The organism is Campylobacter sp. BCW_6466 (assembly GCF_001762835.1).
Classification (GTDB): Bacteria; Campylobacterota; Campylobacteria; order Campylobacterales; family Campylobacteraceae; genus Campylobacter_D; species Campylobacter_D jejuni.
Genome location: NZ_MJXO01000075.1, coordinates 100,975 through 118,022 on the forward strand (window position 1 = coordinate 100,975; position 17,048 = coordinate 118,022).

At 30.4% G+C, this 17,048-nt stretch carries 17 protein-coding genes; 10 read left to right on the plus strand and 7 right to left on the minus strand.

What is annotated here, in order from left to right; all coding sequences use genetic code 11:
* Positions 1-6: 6 nt before the first annotated feature.
* Positions 7-1,644: a chaperonin GroEL gene (groL, locus tag AJ887_RS09615; RefSeq protein ID WP_002853460.1), complete on the minus strand. Its 1,638-nt coding sequence runs from the start codon at positions 1,642-1,644 to the stop codon at positions 7-9.
* 20 nt (positions 1,645-1,664) lie between these two features.
* Positions 1,665-1,925: a co-chaperone GroES gene (gene groES / locus AJ887_RS09620; protein WP_002825273.1), complete on the minus strand. Its 261-nt coding sequence runs from the start codon at positions 1,923-1,925 to the stop codon at positions 1,665-1,667.
* Positions 1,926-2,086: 161 nt separating this feature from the next.
* Here groES and AJ887_RS09625 point away from each other — a divergent pair, with 161 nt between their 5' ends.
* Genes AJ887_RS09625 through AJ887_RS09640 form a run of 4 tightly spaced genes read left to right on the plus strand, consistent with a single transcriptional unit; the run spans position 2,087 to position 6,097 of the window.
* Positions 2,087-4,627, plus strand: coding sequence for a hypothetical protein (locus AJ887_RS09625; protein WP_070285147.1), 2,541 nt, complete (start codon positions 2,087-2,089; stop codon positions 4,625-4,627).
* A 9-nt stretch (positions 4,628-4,636) separates the two neighbouring features.
* The gene (locus AJ887_RS09630) at positions 4,637-5,248 is read left to right on the plus strand and encodes a riboflavin synthase (protein ID WP_002853518.1); all 612 of its coding nucleotides are present in this window, start codon (positions 4,637-4,639) and stop codon (positions 5,246-5,248) included.
* Complete coding sequence (locus AJ887_RS09635; protein WP_002861915.1) at positions 5,212-5,892, plus strand: polyphenol oxidase family protein; 681 nt, start codon at positions 5,212-5,214, stop codon at positions 5,890-5,892. The genes AJ887_RS09630 and AJ887_RS09635 overlap by 37 nt, the downstream gene beginning before the upstream one ends.
* A gap of 1 nt (position 5,893) precedes the next feature.
* Entirely contained in the window at positions 5,894-6,097 is a 204-nt protein-coding gene (locus AJ887_RS09640; RefSeq protein WP_002853612.1) for a hypothetical protein, read from the plus strand.
* Here AJ887_RS09640 and AJ887_RS09645 read toward each other — a convergent pair.
* Positions 6,094-7,254 carry a M23 family metallopeptidase gene (locus AJ887_RS09645; protein ID WP_002852845.1) on the minus strand — a complete coding sequence of 387 codons (1,161 nt, stop codon included), beginning with the start codon at positions 7,252-7,254 and terminating at the stop codon, positions 6,094-6,096. The genes AJ887_RS09640 and AJ887_RS09645 overlap by 4 nt on opposite strands.
* A 121-nt stretch (positions 7,255-7,375) precedes the next feature.
* Between AJ887_RS09645 and AJ887_RS09650 the strand changes: the two genes are divergently transcribed.
* From AJ887_RS09650 to AJ887_RS09660, 3 genes are read left to right on the plus strand one after another with little or no spacing between them, the layout of a single operon-like run.
* Positions 7,376-8,101 carry a plasminogen-binding N-terminal domain-containing protein gene (locus tag AJ887_RS09650; protein WP_070240406.1) on the plus strand — a complete coding sequence of 242 codons (726 nt, stop codon included), beginning with the start codon at positions 7,376-7,378 and terminating at the stop codon, positions 8,099-8,101.
* 2 nt (positions 8,102-8,103) lie between these two features.
* Positions 8,104-9,486 carry an FAD-linked oxidase C-terminal domain-containing protein gene (locus AJ887_RS09655; RefSeq protein WP_002861914.1) on the plus strand — a complete coding sequence of 461 codons (1,383 nt, stop codon included), beginning with the start codon at positions 8,104-8,106 and terminating at the stop codon, positions 9,484-9,486.
* 3 nt (positions 9,487-9,489) lie between these two features.
* Positions 9,490-10,296, plus strand: coding sequence for a YihY/virulence factor BrkB family protein (locus AJ887_RS09660; RefSeq protein ID WP_002870834.1), 807 nt, complete (start codon positions 9,490-9,492; stop codon positions 10,294-10,296).
* Here the strand turns inward: AJ887_RS09660 and AJ887_RS09665 are convergent.
* The 4 genes from AJ887_RS09665 to AJ887_RS09680 are packed head-to-tail and all read right to left on the minus strand — an operon-like array spanning position 10,240 to position 14,165.
* A complete protein-coding gene (locus AJ887_RS09665) occupies positions 10,240-11,499 on the minus strand; it encodes a ComEC/Rec2 family competence protein (RefSeq protein WP_070240407.1) in 1,260 nt (419 codons plus the stop codon). The genes AJ887_RS09660 and AJ887_RS09665 overlap by 57 nt on opposite strands.
* Positions 11,499-12,056 (minus strand): DedA family protein, encoded by a 558-nt coding sequence (locus tag AJ887_RS09670; protein WP_070240408.1) that lies wholly within the window; start codon positions 12,054-12,056, stop codon positions 11,499-11,501. The genes AJ887_RS09665 and AJ887_RS09670 overlap by 1 nt, the downstream gene beginning before the upstream one ends.
* An 8-nt stretch (positions 12,057-12,064) precedes the next feature.
* On the minus strand, positions 12,065-13,618 hold the full coding sequence (gene rny / locus AJ887_RS09675; RefSeq protein ID WP_070240409.1) for a ribonuclease Y: 1,554 nt from the start codon (positions 13,616-13,618) through the stop codon (positions 12,065-12,067).
* A complete protein-coding gene (locus AJ887_RS09680; RefSeq protein ID WP_044779072.1) occupies positions 13,539-14,165 on the minus strand; it encodes a 5-formyltetrahydrofolate cyclo-ligase in 627 nt (208 codons plus the stop codon). The genes rny and AJ887_RS09680 overlap by 80 nt, the downstream gene beginning before the upstream one ends.
* An 82-nt stretch (positions 14,166-14,247) precedes the next feature.
* Here AJ887_RS09680 and AJ887_RS09685 point away from each other — a divergent pair, with 82 nt between their 5' ends.
* Genes AJ887_RS09685 through radA form a run of 3 tightly spaced genes read left to right on the plus strand, consistent with a single transcriptional unit; the run spans position 14,248 to position 17,011 of the window.
* On the plus strand, positions 14,248-14,805 hold the full coding sequence (locus AJ887_RS09685) for a TlpA family protein disulfide reductase (protein WP_070240410.1): 558 nt from the start codon (positions 14,248-14,250) through the stop codon (positions 14,803-14,805).
* Positions 14,805-15,671, plus strand: a complete 867-nt coding sequence (gene ftsY, locus AJ887_RS09690; protein WP_002861907.1) for a signal recognition particle-docking protein FtsY — start codon at positions 14,805-14,807, stop codon at positions 15,669-15,671. Before AJ887_RS09685 ends, ftsY begins: the two co-directional genes overlap by 1 nt.
* Entirely contained in the window at positions 15,671-17,011 is a 1,341-nt protein-coding gene (radA, locus tag AJ887_RS09695) for a DNA repair protein RadA (protein ID WP_070240411.1), read from the plus strand. The genes ftsY and radA overlap by 1 nt, the downstream gene beginning before the upstream one ends.
* Positions 17,012-17,048: the final 37 nt, after the last annotated feature.

The window sequence follows — 17,048 nt, forward strand, 5'->3', positions numbered from 1 at the left end:
CAGATATTACATCATTCCGCCCATGCCACCCATTCCTCCCATACCGCTCATATCTGGCATAGCAGGTTTATCTTCTTTAATTTCACTAATTGTTGCTTCAGTAGTTAAAAGCATACTAGCTACAGAAACTGCATTGAGTAAAGCTACTCTTTCTACTTTAACAGGATCGATAATTCCACTTTCAAGCATATTAACATATTCACCTTTTGCAGCATCAAATCCTGTGTTTTCGTCTTTAGCATTTTCTACGCTATTTACAACCACACCTGCATCAAATCCTGCATTTTCAGCAATTTGTCTTAAAGGTGCTCTTAAAGCTCTTTCAACGATAGCTGCGCCGATTGCTTCATCACCTTGTAGATCAAGTTTGATTTTAGCTTTTGCTTTGATAAGCGCTGCACCACCACCAATTACTATACCTTCTTCAACTGCTGCTTTAGTAGCACTTAAAGCATCATCAACACGATCTTTTTTCTCTTTCATTTCAGTTTCAGTTGCTGCACCTACTTTAATAACTGCAACACCACCGCTTAATTTTGCAAGTCTTTCTTGTAATTTTTCTCTGTCATAATCTGAAGTTGTTTCAGCGATTTGTGCTTTGATTTGGTTTACTCTTGCATCGATATTTGCTTTTTCACCTGCGCCATTTACTATGGTTGTATTGTCTTTATCGATGATTACGCTAGAAGCTTGTCCAAGATCTTGTATGGTCGCACTTTCAAGAGTTCTTCCAAGTTCTTCAGAAATCACTTCTCCGCCTGTTAAAATCGCTATATCTTCAAGCATAGCTTTCCTTCTATCGCCAAAACCTGGAGCTTTTACGGCTGAAATATTAAGAACACCGCGAAGTTTATTTACAACTAAAGTTGCAAGCGCTTCACCTTCAATATCTTCAGCGATAATTAAAAGTGGTTTGCCTGTTTTTTGAATTTGTTCTAAAACCGGTAATAAATCTTTTAAATTTGCAATTTTTTTATCAAAAAGCAGGATATAAGGGCTTGAAAGCTCTACGGTCATTTTTTCTGCATTAGTGATAAAATAAGGGCTTAAATAACCTCTGTCAAATTGCATACCTTCAACTACATTTAATTCATCATTGATTGATTTTGCCTCTTCAACAGTGATAACACCATCTTTGCCCACTTTTTCCATAGCATCGGCGATTAAATTTCCGATTTTTTCATCAGAGTTGGCTGAGATTGTAGCAACTTGTGCAATTTCTTTTTTATCTTTTACTTCGCGAGAAAGTTTTTTAAGTTCGCCTACTATAGCTTCGCAAGCCTTATCCATACCGCGTTTTACTTCAATAGGATTTGCACCTGCTGTGATATTTCTTAAACCTTCTTTGAAAATTGCATGAGCTAAAACCGTTGCAGTAGTTGTTCCATCCCCTGCTTGATCAGCTGTTTTGCTTGCTACTTCTCTTACAAGTGAAGCACCCATATTTTCAAGACTGTCTTTAAGTTCTACTTCTTTAGCAACACTTACGCCATCTTTAGTAATGCTTGGAGCACCAAAGCTTTTTTGGATTAAAACATTGCGTCCTCTTGGCCCCATAGTTACTTTTACCGCGTCATTAAGTTTTTTAACGCCCTCATAAAGTTTATTTCTTGCTTCATCTGAAAAAATAATTTCTTTTGCCATTTTTTATCCTTTTTTATAAATTATTTTAAAATTCCTAAGATATCATCTAAATTTAAAACTAAATATTCATTATTATCAAGTTTAATTTCTGTTCCACCGTATTTAGCAAACACGATTTTATCACCATTTGCAATATCAGTGATTTCTTTACTTACTGCTACTACTTCACCCATTAAAGGCTTTTCTTTAGCATTATCTGGTATAATTATGCCTGAGGCTGTTGTTTTAGTTTCTTCTACGCGTTTAACTAGAACACGCTTTCCTAAAGGTTGAAAATTCATTTTTGTCCATCCTTAAAAATATTGATTTTAGCACTCTTTTATTTAGAGTGATAATATCATACTATAAAAAATGAATTTTGTCAATACTTTAAATTAAAATATTTATAAAAGTTTAGTTTTATAGACTAAAGTTATTTTATAAAATAAACTAAAGGATAAAAATGAAAAAGATTTTTTATGGAGTTATAGCTTTTGTTGTTGTGTTTTTAATTGCTATTTATACCATACTTTTCACAAGTTTTGGTAATAATATAGTGGCAAATATAGCGCAAAAAAAGATCAAAGAAAGTGCGGGATTAGATGTAAATATCACGCATTTTAATTTACGTTTTTCAAGTCTTGAATTGCAAGCAAATATCGCAAATATGGCAGATTTTAATCTTAAGGGAGCTTTAAGTCCTTTTAAGCTTGGATTTGATCTTGACTATCTTATTTCTTTAAATCAAAATTATGCTAAAAATTTAGGTTTAAATTTAAATCAAAACCTTTCTTTTGGCGGTAAGATTCAAGGTAAAGCAAGTGATTTTACTTTAGATGGAAAAGGTTACTTGCTAGGTTCAAATGTACTTTTAAATGCAAGAATGTATAATTACAGCCCTATTGCTTTAAATTTAGATGCACAAAATCTTAAGATAGAAGAAATACTCCATCTTTTATCTTACCCTAGTTACGCTAAAGGTTTTTTAAATGCTCAAGCAAAAATTTCAGCACAGGATTTAAAACCTGATGGAAATATCATCATAAAACTTGATACAAGTTATATAAACTATGAGGCGATAAAAAAAGATTTTTCTTTAGACTTGCCTTTAAATTCTAATCCTAAAGCAGAAATTTTGGCCAATATTAAAGAAGATAAAATTTATGCTGTAAGTAAAATTTACAATGATTATCTTAACTTACAAACCCAAAAAACTCTTTATGATATTAGCAAGAATGCTTTAAGTACTGATTTTAGTTTAAGTATTCCTTCTCTTGCAAAGCTTGAAAAGCTTACAAAAACTAGACTAAATGGTAGTTTGGGTGTGGTAGGTCAAGCAAGTGTTGTAAATAATATTTTATCAAGTTTAAATGCTCAAGTTATTGGACTTGGTGGAGAAGTAAAGGCAAGTTTGAAAAATAATAAAATTTTTGCAGATATTAATGAAGCAAGCTTGGAAAAATTATTAGCTCTTGCAGGATATGGAGCTTTAGTTTCTGGAAATTTAAATGCTAAACTTCTAAATGCAGATTTGGATTTTTCTAATTTTAATCTTGAAGCAAAAATAAACAATGCAAAACTTAACACCAATGAGCTTAAAAAAATGGCTAAAATAGAACTTCCAAATACAATTTTTAGTTTTGATGCTAAAGCAAATGCAAAAAATAGCAATATTGCTTACAATGCTTTGCTTGCTTCAAATTTGCTTAATATCAAAAAACTTCAAGGAAGTTATAATTTAAAAAATAGTGAGTTAAATACAGATTTAAATGCTTTTATCGATGATTTATCTCAGTTTAGTGCTATAGCAGGACAAAAATTACAAGGCAAGGCAGATCTTGCTGCAAAAGCTCATATTATAGGCACTCAAATACAAAATTTAAATACAAATGCAAATTTGGCAGATGGTGTAATCAAGGCTGATTCAAATGGTAAAAAACTTGATTTAAACATTGATAAACTTGATTTATCTAAACTTTTTGTTATAGCAGGTATGCCAAATTATGCCAGTGGGATTGTTAATGCAAAGGTTAATTTAGATAATATCGATTTTAACAACCTTAATGGTAAAGCAAATTTAGAAGCTAAAGGTATTTTAAATGCTACAACTTTAAGTAAAATTTTAAATAAAAATTTTCCAAACAATACAAGTTATGATTTAAATACCAAAATTAATTTTAAAAACAATATCGCTCAATTTGATTCTGTTTTAAATTCATCTTTAGCTGATCTTACAAAGCTACAAGGAAGTTTTGATATAAGCAAAATGCTTTTAAATTCGGATTTTAATCTAAAGATAAATGATTTTTCAAAACTAGGCTTTTTGTTGGATAGAAAACTTAAAGGTAAGGCAGAATTTAATGGAAAGGTAGGTTTTGATAAGAGTTTAAATTTTGTTGTAAATAGTCCAAATTTATTTGAAGGGAGGCTTCAAAGCACACTTAAAGATAACCTTTTGCTTGCTGATTTAAATGGAGTGGATTTAAGTAGTCTAGCTCAAGGTTTAGATTTTATGGATGTTTATCAAGGTAAGGCAAATGTGAAGGCAAATTACAATCTTTTAAGCGAAGAAGGAGAGGTTAATTTGGATATGAAAGAGGGTAAATTAAAACCAAATCTTATTACCAATGCTTTAAAAATTTTAACACTAAAAGATATTACAAATGATGTTTATCGTACTGCTAATGCTAAAGCTTTGATTAAAAAAGAAAATATCAAACTTGATCTTAATATGCAAGCAGATCGTTCTTATATTTTAGTACAATCAGGAGCTTTAAATTCTAAAAGCGGGGCTTTAAATTTGCCTTTTGATATTAAACTCGATAGAGCCAATTTTAAAGGAAGTATTACAGGAACTACGGAAAATCCTAAAGTAAATTTAAATGCAGGAAGTGTGTTAAATTCTATTAAAAATGTAGTAGGTGGTGGTGTGAGTGATGGTGCTAAAAGTACAGGCGATAAAGTAGATAAAGCGGTAAATAAATTATTAAATAAGATTTTTTAAGGTAAAAAAATGTTTAATGGACTCATAAGAGAAATTGCTAAAGTTCAATCTTATCAAAACAATACTTTAAGTTTAAAAGCAAAATATCGCCCAAATCTTGGCGATAGCATAGCTGTAAATGGGGCTTGTTTGAGTGTGACAAAACTTTATGAGGGAGGTTTTGAAGTGGAGCTTTCTCGTGAAAGTCGCACTCATATAGCTATAGAAAATTTAAAAGATAAAGTTCATATAGAACCTGCTTTAAGATACGGCGATAGAATTGATGGACATCTTATGCAAGGACATATTGATTTTATCGGCACACTTGAAAAGATTCAAAAAGATGAAAATGGAGTGGATTTTTATATATCTTTACCTAAAGAAGCTATGAAATTTATGGCAGAAAAAGGAAGTATAGGCGTTGATGGAGTAAGTCTTACTATCAATGAAATTTTAAAAAATGGTATTAGGCTTACTATTATTCCTATTACTTTTAAAGAAACGCTTTTTAAAGACTATCAAGTAGGTAGAAAAATCAACATAGAAAGTGATTTGCTTGCTCGTTATATTTATGCACAATTACAAGGTAAAAACAAAGGATTATCATGGGAAGAAGTGGAAAGAATTTCTTATCTTTATTAGAAAATGATAAAGTCGGTATTTTTTGTGCTTTTGATAAGGATTATAATGTTTTTAGGGCTAAAATTCATAATGAGAATTTATTTTCTCATTTAGGTTTTAAAGACATTGAAAAATGTGTTTTTATGGATCAAATTCACTCTCATAAAGTTATTATTTATGATAAAAATTTAAAAAATCTCAGTTGCGATGGGATTATAAGCAAGGAAAAAAATACTGCTCTTTGTGTTTTAAGTGCGGATTGTTTGCCTTTAATTTTATATCATGAAAGTGGCATTATAGCAGCTTTGCATTCAGGTAGAAAAGGAAGCTTTGAAAATATCCTAAAAGAATGCGTTGATCAAATTGCTATGCAAAATTCACATTTAGATAAGAATAAATTTCATCTTTTTATCCTGCCTGGAATTTGTGCTAAAAATTATGAAATAGATGGAGAAATTTTAGAATTTGCTAAAAAAGAATTTAAAGAATTTGTTCAAGATGATAAACTTGATTTAAAAGCTTTAGTAAAATTTCAAGCGCAAAATTTAGGCATTGAAAATATTAAAGATTGTGGAATTTGTAGCTTTGATGATGAGAGTTTTTTTTCTTATCGTCGAGATAAAACGACTAAGCGTTTTGTGAGTGTGGTTTATTTAAAGGATTAAAATGTACGAAAGAAAAGATTTAAGAGTGTTAAAAATCATTCAAAAAGCTAGAGAATTTGGCGATGGGGATTTGTTAAATGAAGCTTTGGTGAAACAATTGATTGATGCAGATTTTTGTGAAATTAATGAAAAAGAAAAAGAAGAGCTTGCAACTCTTCTAAATTCTTTAATCAATGCAAAAGATAAAGCGTTGTTGAGTAATTAAAATTCTATATAGTTTTCAAAATCTTCTTCTTTTGGAGGATTAGGTTGATTCGAGGCTAGGGCTTCTTTAACAACCTGCTCGTATCCAGCTATGATATGTTTAAAATTCTCTTTCGCTTTTCCACTAAGTTCTGATTTGGCGATTTTTACAACAGATGCAGGATTTATAGCTTTATTGTTTAAATATACTCCAAAATGCAAATGAGGCCCTGTGCTCATACCTGTTGAACCAACATATGCAATTACTTGTCCTTGATTTACCTTTTGTCCGTTTTTAATTTTTGCAAAACGACTAAGATGAGCATATAAAGTCATATAACCTGAGTCATGCTTGATTTGAATTACATTTCCATAACCACCTTTTGTGCCTATAAAGGTTACTACTCCTTTGCCAGCACTTTTTACAGGAGTTCCAGTAGGTGCAGCATAGTCTATACCAAGATGGGCGCGATAGCGTTTTAATATAGGATGATATCTTGCTGTTGTAAAAGGAGAGGAAATTCTAGTGTAGTTCACAGGTTTTGTAAGTAAAAAAGATTCTAATTCTTTGCCATCGCGATCATAGAATATATCATTATAAGAAAAGACTTCTCTAGCGCTTTTATTGATTTCTACCATTGCCATTTTTATATTTATATCGCCCCAAAGTTTACCCATGCGTCTTTTTTGTTCATAATATAGGGTTACTTCATCACCTTTTTGGATATTGCGAAAATTTATACTTCCTCGAAAAGCACGAACCATAGCACGAGCTAAAGTACTGCTACCGCTTTCTTCATAGACATCTTGATAAGCAGAGCTTTTAATGGTTAAATGTAAAATTCTATCTTCTTTTTGATAAGATACAGGAGTAAAAGCAAGAGTGTATTGTCCATCTTTATCTTTATAGATATGAATTTGTAAATCATCACTAATTGGAATTAAAACTTGTTCTATGTTGTTGTTTTCATCTTTTAAAACTTGATATTTTATTTTATAGGCTATATCAGAAGCAAGTTCTTGATCTTCTCTATCAAGTCCATAATAAAGCGACATAGGTATGGAATTTCTTTGTAAGAATTTAAGCAAGGTATCTCCATTATCCCAAGTTAGCTCTTCAACACTTAAAGCTGCAAAACTTTGAACAACAAAAATAAATAAAAGCAATAATTTTTTCATGAGATAACCTTAATTTTTAAAAGAATTTTGAAATTTAAAAGCTATATTTTACTTTATTTTTCTTACAATTGCTTAACAAAAAAGGATTATAATTCTATAAATTTTTATTTAAGGAGCAAATTTGTTTAAAACTATAGTGTGTTTTTTAGCTTTAAACCTTAGCCTCTTTGCGGTTGGATTTGATTTAAAACCTATAAAAAGTGAACTTGTAAAAGTTGATGATATTTATGGTTATATTAAAGATAGTGATGATATAAAACTTTATTCAAGTGGCGTAGTAGTACAACATTTTAGCAATTCGCAAAGTATCATCGCTAGAGCAAGTGTTATAGATAAAAAAAATGGTTTGGCAAAATTAGAATTTAGCGTTTTTTCAGCTCTTAAGCAAGATGCTTTGCCTTTGCCAAATGTTTTACCTAAAGTAGGTGATGAGGTTGTTTTAAATTTTCTTTATGATAGAGGATTGGTAATTGCTCCTGATGAACAAACTTATAATGAACTTGTTAGAGAATTTCCGCAAATATATTTTACCCATATTGACATTTTTGGAGCACAATTAATTAGAACGGCCATTCTTTCTCCTAAGCGTTCAGATTTTAGGCAATTTTGTGATGATAATGCGGTTGGCATTTTGGTTGTGGCTTTGGAAAATCAAGCAGAAGTTGTAGATTGTCAAGATTTTAATAAGCTTTATGAAGTGCCTATAAGCAAGCCAACTAGCGTTCAGGTTCCTTTTTATTCTCGTATAGGTGGATATAAAAGTAATTTTTTTGATTTTAACTCTCAAGAAATAGGAAATTATTATAGGTATTATGATGCTTTGATTAATCTTCCTAAGGTGCAATAAACATGAAAAAAGAATTTGAACAATATTTTAAACGATTTTTAGGAGAAGAAAACGCTTATTTTGATGAAATTCACAAAAGAGCTTATAGCTATGATGCGACAAAAAAACATTATTTACCCGATGGGGTTCTTTTTCCAAGAAATGAAGAAGATATTGCTCAAATTTTAAAATTTTGCAATGAAAATAATATCATAGTCATACCACGAGGCTCAGGATCTGGTTTTACAGGAGGAGCTTTAGCTGTTAATGGCGGTGTGGTGCTTGCTTTTGAAAAGCATATGAATAAAATTTTGGAAATTGATCTTGAAAATTTAGTGGCTGTTGTGCAACCTGGGGTTATTAATATACATTTACAAAAAGAAGTGGCTAAATACGGACTTTTTTACCCGCCTGACCCTGCTAGCATGGAGTATTCTAGCTTAGGGGGTAATGTAAGCGAAAATGCTGGGGGAATGAGAGCTGCAAAATATGGCATTACAAAAGATTATGTGATGGCTTTAAGGGCTGTTTTGCCTAGCGGAGAAATCATTCGTGCAGGAAAACGCACTATTAAAGATGTGGCAGGTTATAATTTGGCAGGAATTTTAATCGCTAGTGAAGGTTCTTTGGCAGTTTTAAGTGAGCTTACTTTAAAATTAATGCCTTTACCTAAATTCAAAAAAACCGCTTTTGCTATTTTTCCAAGTGTAAAAAGTGCTATGAATGCAGTTTACAAAAGTCTTGCTAGCGGTGTAAGTCCTGTATCTATGGAATTTTTAGACAATCTTAGCATTAGAGCGGTTGAGAGTAAATTTAATAAAGGTTTGCCTATAGAAGCTGGTGCTATTTTGATTGCTGATGTGGATGGTAATGTTAAAGAAGCTATTGATGAGGATTTAAGAAATTTAGAACATTATTTTTTAGAAGCTGGAGCTAGTGAATTTAAAATAGCAAAAGACGAACAAGAAGCCGCAGATATTTGGTTTGCTAGAAGAAATTGTTCTCAAAGCATTGCCATGTATGGAACTTTAAAACTTAATGAAGATATTACAGTTCCGCGTTCTAAACTACCTGCCTTGCTTGAAGGTATAGATGAGATTTCTAAAAGATATGGTTTTAAAATTCCTTGTTTTGGGCATACAGGGGATGGAAATGTGCATACTAATGTGATGGTTCCTGATAAAAATGATCAAGAGCAAGTGAAAAAAGGCTATGAAGCTGTGGAAGAGATTTTTAAATTAACAGTGAAACTTGGAGGAACTTTAAGCGGAGAGCATGGTATCGGACTCTCTAAAGCACCTTTTATGAATTTAGCTTTTTCTGAAGCCGAAATGAATTTAATGAGAAATATTAAAAAAGCTTTTGATCCAAATAATATACTAAATCCTTTTAAAATGGGACTTTAGAAGGTGAAAAATTTTTTTACTATTTTGCTAAATTTGCGTGATAAGGAAATTTTAAATTATGCAGCAGCGCTTAGTTTTTATACTGTATTATCTTTAATACCTATTTTATTTGTATGTTTTTCTGTTTTTACGCAAATTTCTAGTTTTAAAGCTTATTATGAAAAAGCAAAGCAAGTAATTTTTGCTTTTTTAATACCAACGCAACAAGATGTTGTTGCTACTTACATCGATACTTTTTTAAAAAATAGTGTAAATTTGGGTATTGTAGGTCTTATTGCTATGGCATTTACTTCTTTAGCTTTTTTTTCAGGCTATGATTTTGTAATCAATCGTATTACTAAAAATGAACCTAAAGGACTTTGGCAAAGCATTAGTTCTTATTGGACTCTTTTGACTCTTGTTCCTTTAGGGCTTGGGCTTAGTTTTTATATTTCAGGTTTTATCCAACAAACTTTAGATGATTATAAAATAGGGTTTAATTTTTTTGAAATTTTACCCTTTGTAATTATTTGGGGTTTATTTTTTATATCTTATTCAAGTTCTGTTCATAAGGGAACTCTTAGAAGTTTAGCTTTAGTATCTTTTGGAGCGGGTGCTATTTGGTATATAGGAAAAAATTTGTTTGTATATTATGTGGTATATAATAAAACATACGCTAGTGTTTATGGATCTTTTTCTACTATTTTATTCTTTTTTATTTGGATTTATATTTCTTGGATTATTTATCTTTTTGGGCTTAAACTCTATTATTTTCTAAATCACAATCATAATGAAGGGAATAAAATTCGCAAAAATACAAAGAAAAGCTAGATATTTAAATCGCACAGAGATTAAAGAAACAATAAGATAACTTATAAAAATCCAAAATGGGATATGGATATTAGTTCCATAAATTTTAAATTTAAAAAATTCATCTAAGATAAAATTGAACAAATCTCCATAGTTTATAAGATGTAAAAATAATACTAAAGGATAAAATATTACAAAAATTCCACTCAAAATAATACCTAAAATTTGTTGGTAGCTTATAAGTGGAAAAAAATAAAGCACAGGTAAAACCATAGCAAAAAAAGTCCAAATATTAAGCAAAATAATATTTATAAGATTATTAAATTTATTTGCAAAATGATGCATATATAAAAAAATATAAAAAACACCTAAAATAGAAAATAAAAATCCAATGCTAAATAAAAGTCTAGGGTAAAGAGAAATGCATAATAAAATACTACAAAAAAGCGTAAAGAAATTAATAATTTTTATATTTTTACACAATAGATAAAAAACCCAAAAAGCCATAATCAAGGAGCGCACAAAAGAAGGGACAAATCCTATTAAACAAGCATAAGCTAAAAGTAGTGTAAAAATTAAAATACTTAAATCTAAACGTAAATTTCTATAAGGAAAATATCTTTTTTGGAAAAAACTATAAATTGGAGCTAAAATAAAGAAAATTAAACTAAAAAGCAAGCCTATGTGATAACCGCTAATTGCTATAAGGTGTGCTATGCCGTAGTAATTTACATCGTTTCTAAGCTCTAAAGATATGGGCAGTGCAAAAAATAAAGCACCATAAAATTCTTTAATTTTTTCATTTGTATGTTGATTTAAGAAGTAAGATATAATGGGATTGTATTCTTTTTCTTTTAATTTTTGAAAATCATAAGAAGGTGCGTAAAAACTTTTGCTCAGATAGTCTTTAAAGTTAATATTATGGGTGATAATTCTAAGGCTTAAAAGTTGATTCTTGCTTAAATTTAAATCCTTAAAACTTGTAGTATAAAAAGTGAAGTTTTCAGTTTGTAGCTTTAAAACCCAGTATTTTTTATTTTTTTTATTATATTTTGTATATTGGTGCGTTAATAGAGCGTTATTTATAAAGTAATGTTTTTGGTTTTTAAATTTTAAAAAATTATTATATTCTAAAAGGATATTAAAAATAAAAATAATAACAACAGATAAAAATAAATAATGAAATTCTTTAAAAGAGTAAGAAAAAGAATTCCATAGAGACATTATTTTTTGGAAAATTTACTTAAATAGAGCCAAATTATTCCAGCTAAAAATAATAAAAATAAAGGAGCAGTATAAGGATATAAACTCAGTTTATCAAAAATTGCTTCAATAACATACCCAAAAGTATAAGCAACAAAACCTAGAACAATAGCCCATGCCAAACTAGCTAGAGTATTGATAATAAAAAATTTAATAAAATTATATTTTGCCATACCTGCAGCTATGGGAATGAAAGTTTTTAAACCATAAATAAATTTTTGAGTTACAAATAAAATAATTCCGTGTTGTTTTGTTTTCATCATAGCAAGGGCTAGCTTGCGTCGGTGTTTTTTAAAATAAGGCATAATATCTTTTTTATAATATTTTCCAAGTATAAAAAGCAAAGTTGAACCTATGGTATTAGCAATAAAAGCAAGAGCAATGCAAAAACTAAGATCCATTTTTCCTTGAGAACTTAAAACTCCTGCAGCTAAAATTCCAACCATTCCACCTCCTAAAGAGTAAAAGAATAAAACAATATAACCATATTTTATTAAAGTATCAATCATATCTTGCATAATAAACCTTATTTAGCGTATTCTACAGCTCTAAGTTCACGTATAACATTGACTTTAATTTCGCCAGGATATTGCATTTTTTCTTGAATTTCAGCTGCTATTTCCTTAGCCAAAAGTACACTTTCATCATCATTAACAAGCTGAGCATTGGCTATGACGCGAATTTCTCTTCCGGCATTGATTGCATAGGCATTTTTAATTCCTTCTTTACTTTTAGCGATATCTTCTAGCTCACTGACTCTTCTTAAGAAAGCTTCTAACACTTCTCTTCTAGCTCCAGGTCGTGCAGCACTTAAAGTGTCTGCTGCACAAACAGCTGCTGATTCTATGCTTGTAGCTTCTTCGTGTCCATGGTGTGCGTAAATAGCATTGATTACTACAGGATGCTCTTTATAGCGTTTGCAAAGTTCTGCACCTAAATCCACATGAGATCCTTCAAAATCATGGGTTAATGCTTTTCCTATATCATGTAAAATTCCCGCGCGACGCGCTAAATTTTCATCTCCACCACATTCAGCAGCAATGATTCCTGCAAGGTGAGCCACTTCCAAAGAATGTGCTAAAGCGTTTTGTCCATAGCTTGCTCGGTATTTGAGTTTTCCTATGAGTTTTACAATTTCAGGGTGTATTTTATTTAAACCTAGATCCATAACTATGGTTTCGCCTTCTTCTAGAATGGCACTATCAAATTCTTTGCATACTTTTTCGTGAATTTCTTCTATGCGCGCGGGTTGAATTCTGCCATCTTCAACTAAAAGCTCTATAACTTTTGTAGCAATAGCACGGCGATAAAGATTAAAGCAACTTACTATAATAGCACCTGGTGTGTCATCGATGATAATATCAACACCTAAAACCATTTCTAAGGTTTTAACATTGCGTCCTTCTTTACCAATGATACGTCCTTTAAGTTCATCGTTTTTAATGTTAATAACATTGATAAGTCTTTCAGCCGCAAATTCACCTGCAAAACGAGAGGTAGCTTGAGCAATGATGAAATTAGCTTTTCTTTTGGCTTCATTTTTTGCTTCTTCTTCATATTTTCTTACTATATGTGCAATTTGCTCGCGAGAATTTTCTTCTACTTTTTTAAGAATGATTTCTTTGGCTTCATTTTGTGTAAGTCCTGCAGAATGTTCTAAAATTTTTAAAACATCGTCAAGTTTTTCTTGATATTTATTTTTTAATTTATCAACATCAGATTGTAAGTCTTGAATGTGTTTTTGTGACTTGCAAAGGTATTCTTTATCTTCTTTTAGTTTTTCTTCTTCTTGCTGAAGTTTTTGTTCTTTTTTAGAAAGATCATCAAATTTTTGATTAAAATCTTTTTGAATTTTGTGAGTTTTTTCTTCGTATTTTTTTTTAACTTCTAATTCTGCATTAAGAATTGAATTTTTTGCATCTTTTAAAATAAGCTCTGCTTCGTATTCTATAGCTTTAGCTTTAGCTTTAGCTTGCTCTATGAAAATTTCATATTTGGCATCATTGATTTTTTTTGCAACTAAATATCCTATACCGAGTCCGACTATAGCGGCTATAAATGCGATAAGTGATTCTATCATTTTTTCTTTCTTTCTTGTAATATTTTTTATAAGGGTTTATGTATAATTTTCCTGAAATATCATGCTTTTGTGTTAGATTATTTTGACTTAAAGCATCTATACTTTGGACAAATATTATATGAGGTTTGTAATTTAAATTTTCAAAAAATCTATCATAAAAACCTTGCCCATGTCCTATTCTTTTTAAATTTTTATCGACGCCAATTACAGGCACAATGGCTAAATCAATTTTTGCTTTAAAAAAAGAATCTATAGGCTCTAAAACCCCAAACCTTTTTTTAATAAAAGGCAATCTTAATTTTACAATTTTTAAACTTTTATCTTGCATAAATGGAACAAAAAGTTTGTAATTTTTATTAAGAATATGGCGAAATTTTATTAAGTTTGGTTCATAATGCAAAGGAATAAAAATTAAAATATTTTTAGCTTTAAATAGTTTTATTATTTTAAGACATTCTTTAAATATTTTATAATCTTGTTTGAAATTTAGTTTTGAATGTTTGAAAAGGCGTATTTTTTGCAATGCCCTAAAATCTGTTTTTTCCATTAATATGCCTTTAAAAAAATATTATCTTATATATGTTATAATTTTAGCATTTTTATAAAGAAGAATAAAGGATTGATAAATAATGAAAATTAAAAAAATACTTTTACTAGTGGTAATATCTTGTTTATTTGTTGCTTGTAGCAATGATAAAGAAAAACAGCAAAATGATGTAAATTTAAGCACCGAGGCAAGTATAAATCAAAGTGATGATATGAATTTTAAACTTAATTTGATTGATGGAGGATCAATTTCAGTAAAAAAAGAAAATGCCGTTTTAAATTTCAACGATGAAGATAAGGCAACTTTGTTTGTATTTTTTACTACTTGGTGTACTCCTTGTATTGCCGAAATTCCTCATCTTAACAAACTGCAAGAAAAGTATAACAATGATTTTAATATAGTTGGAGTTTTATTAGAGGATAAGTCTAATGAGGAGATTCAAAAATTTATAGAACAACATAAAATATCTTATAAAGTCTCTAATGGTGAAAATAACTATCTTTTAGCTAAAGTTTTAGGTGGGGTAAATGGAATTCCTACCATGTTTCTTTACAACAAGCATTCTAAATTGATTAATCAGTATTTAGGGCTTATTCCTGAAGAAATGCTAGAAATCGATATACAAAAGGCTATACTTTAATGTTTAATTTTTTTAAAAAAGGACTTACAAAAACTCTTGAAAATATTATTGGAGTTAAAGGAGAGAATAAAAAGATAACCAAAGATTTGCTTGAAGAAATTTTGCTTGAAGCAGATGTAAGTTATGAAATAGTTGAAGAGATAGTTTATTATTTACCACCTCAAAATGAAGTAAAAAAAGAAGATTTAAAGCGTGTTATGGGTTCTTATTTTCTTTATGAAAAAAAAGAAACCAATCAAGAAAAACCTTTTGTAGAACTTATTTTAGGAGTAAATGGAGCAGGAAAAACAACAAGTATTGCCAAACTTGCTTATTTATATAAAAACCAAAATCAAAAAGTGATTTTAGGAGCGTGTGATACTTTTAGAGCAGGTGCGATTGAACAATTAAAACTTTGGGCACAAAAAGTGGATGTAGATATAGTTTTAACTGCACAAGGGCATGATCCTTCAGCGGTTGCTTTTGATACCATTTCTAAAGCAAAAGCAAAGGATTTTGATAGAGTTATTATCGATACAGCAGGGCGTTTGCAAAATCAAAAAAATTTAGCCCATGAGCTTGAAAAAATTGTGAGAATTTCAAACAAAGCTTTAGAAGGTGCACCCCATAGAAAAATTTTAGTTTTAGATGGAACACAGGGAAATGCTGGAATTTTACAAGCTAAAGCTTTTAATGAGCTTGTAAAACTTGATGGTGTGATTATCACAAAGCTTGATGGGACAGCTAAAGGGGGTGCACTTTTTAGTATAGCAAGAGAGCTTGAGCTTCCTATTTTTTATGTAGGCGTGGGTGAGCAAATGACGGATTTACAAGAATTTAATGCAAATGCTTACTTAGATACTTTATTAGATCCTATTTTTGAATAATGGCAAAAAATAAAGCACTTTTTGAATGCCAAGCTTGTGGAAATCAACAAAGCAAATGGCTTGGAAAATGTCCTGATTGTGGAGCTTGGGATAGTTTTATAGAATTAAAAGCTGAGCAAATTAAAGTTTTAAAAGAGCTTGCACAAGTTAGTATGAAAACAAGTGAGGCTGTTTGTATTGAAGATGTGGAGTTAGAACATTTTACAAGATACAGCACAGATGATAATGAGCTTGATTTGGTTTTAGGCGGAGGGCTTGTTGAAGGTTCTTTAGTGCTTATAGGCGGAAGTCCAGGTGTGGGAAAATCTACGCTTTTGTTAAAAATTGCTTCAAATTTAGCTAAACAGGGTAAAAAAGTGCTTTATGTCAGTGGCGAAGAAAGTAAAACCCAGATTAAATTAAGAGCTGATCGTCTTGAGGCTAATACTCCGAATTTATTTTTACTTACTGAACTTTGCCTTGAAAATATTTTAGAAGAATTGCACAAAAAAGATTATAGCATTCTTATCGTTGATTCTATACAAACTCTATATTCAAATAAAATCACTTCAGCAGCAGGAAGCATCACTCAGGTGCGTGAGATTACTTTTGAACTTATGCGTGTTAGCAAGGCTTATAATATCAGTACTTTTATCATAGGGCATATTACTAAAGAAGGTGCTATAGCAGGGCCTAGGGTTCTTGAGCATATGGTAGATGTGGTGCTTTATTTTGAAGGAGATGCCACTAAAGAAATCAGACTTTTAAGAGGCTTTAAAAATCGTTTTGGTGGAACGAATGAAGTAGGTATTTTTGAGATGACTGCTAAAGGTTTGATCAGCGCAAAAGATTTGGCAAATCGTTTTTTTACTCGTGGAAAGGCTATTTCAGGAAGTGCTTTAGGTGTTGTGATGGAAGGATCTCGTGCTTTGGTTTTAGAAGTTCAAGCTTTAGTGTGTGAAAGTTCTTATCCAAAGCGTAGCGCTACGGGATATGAAAAAAATCGCTTAGATATGCTTTTGGCTTTGCTTGAAAGAAAGCTTGAAATTCCTTTAGGACATTATGATGTATTTGTAAATATTAGTGGCGGAGTAAAAGTAAGCGAAACTGCGGCGGATTTGGCTGTGGTTGCAGCTATTATTTCAAGTTTTAAAAATCGCCCTTTGAGCAAAGATAGTATTTTTATAGGGGAGCTTAGTTTAAATGGAGAAATTAGAGAGGTTTTTAGCCTTGATATTCGTTTAAAAGAAGCTAAAATGCAAAAATTTAAAAATGCCATTGTTCCTTCTAAGCCTTTGGAAGATATAGGGCTTAAGTGTTTTGTTGCTAAAGAACTTTCGCAAGTTTTAGAATGGATGTAAATTTTCATTAAAATATAAGTAAGATTTTGCTAAAATT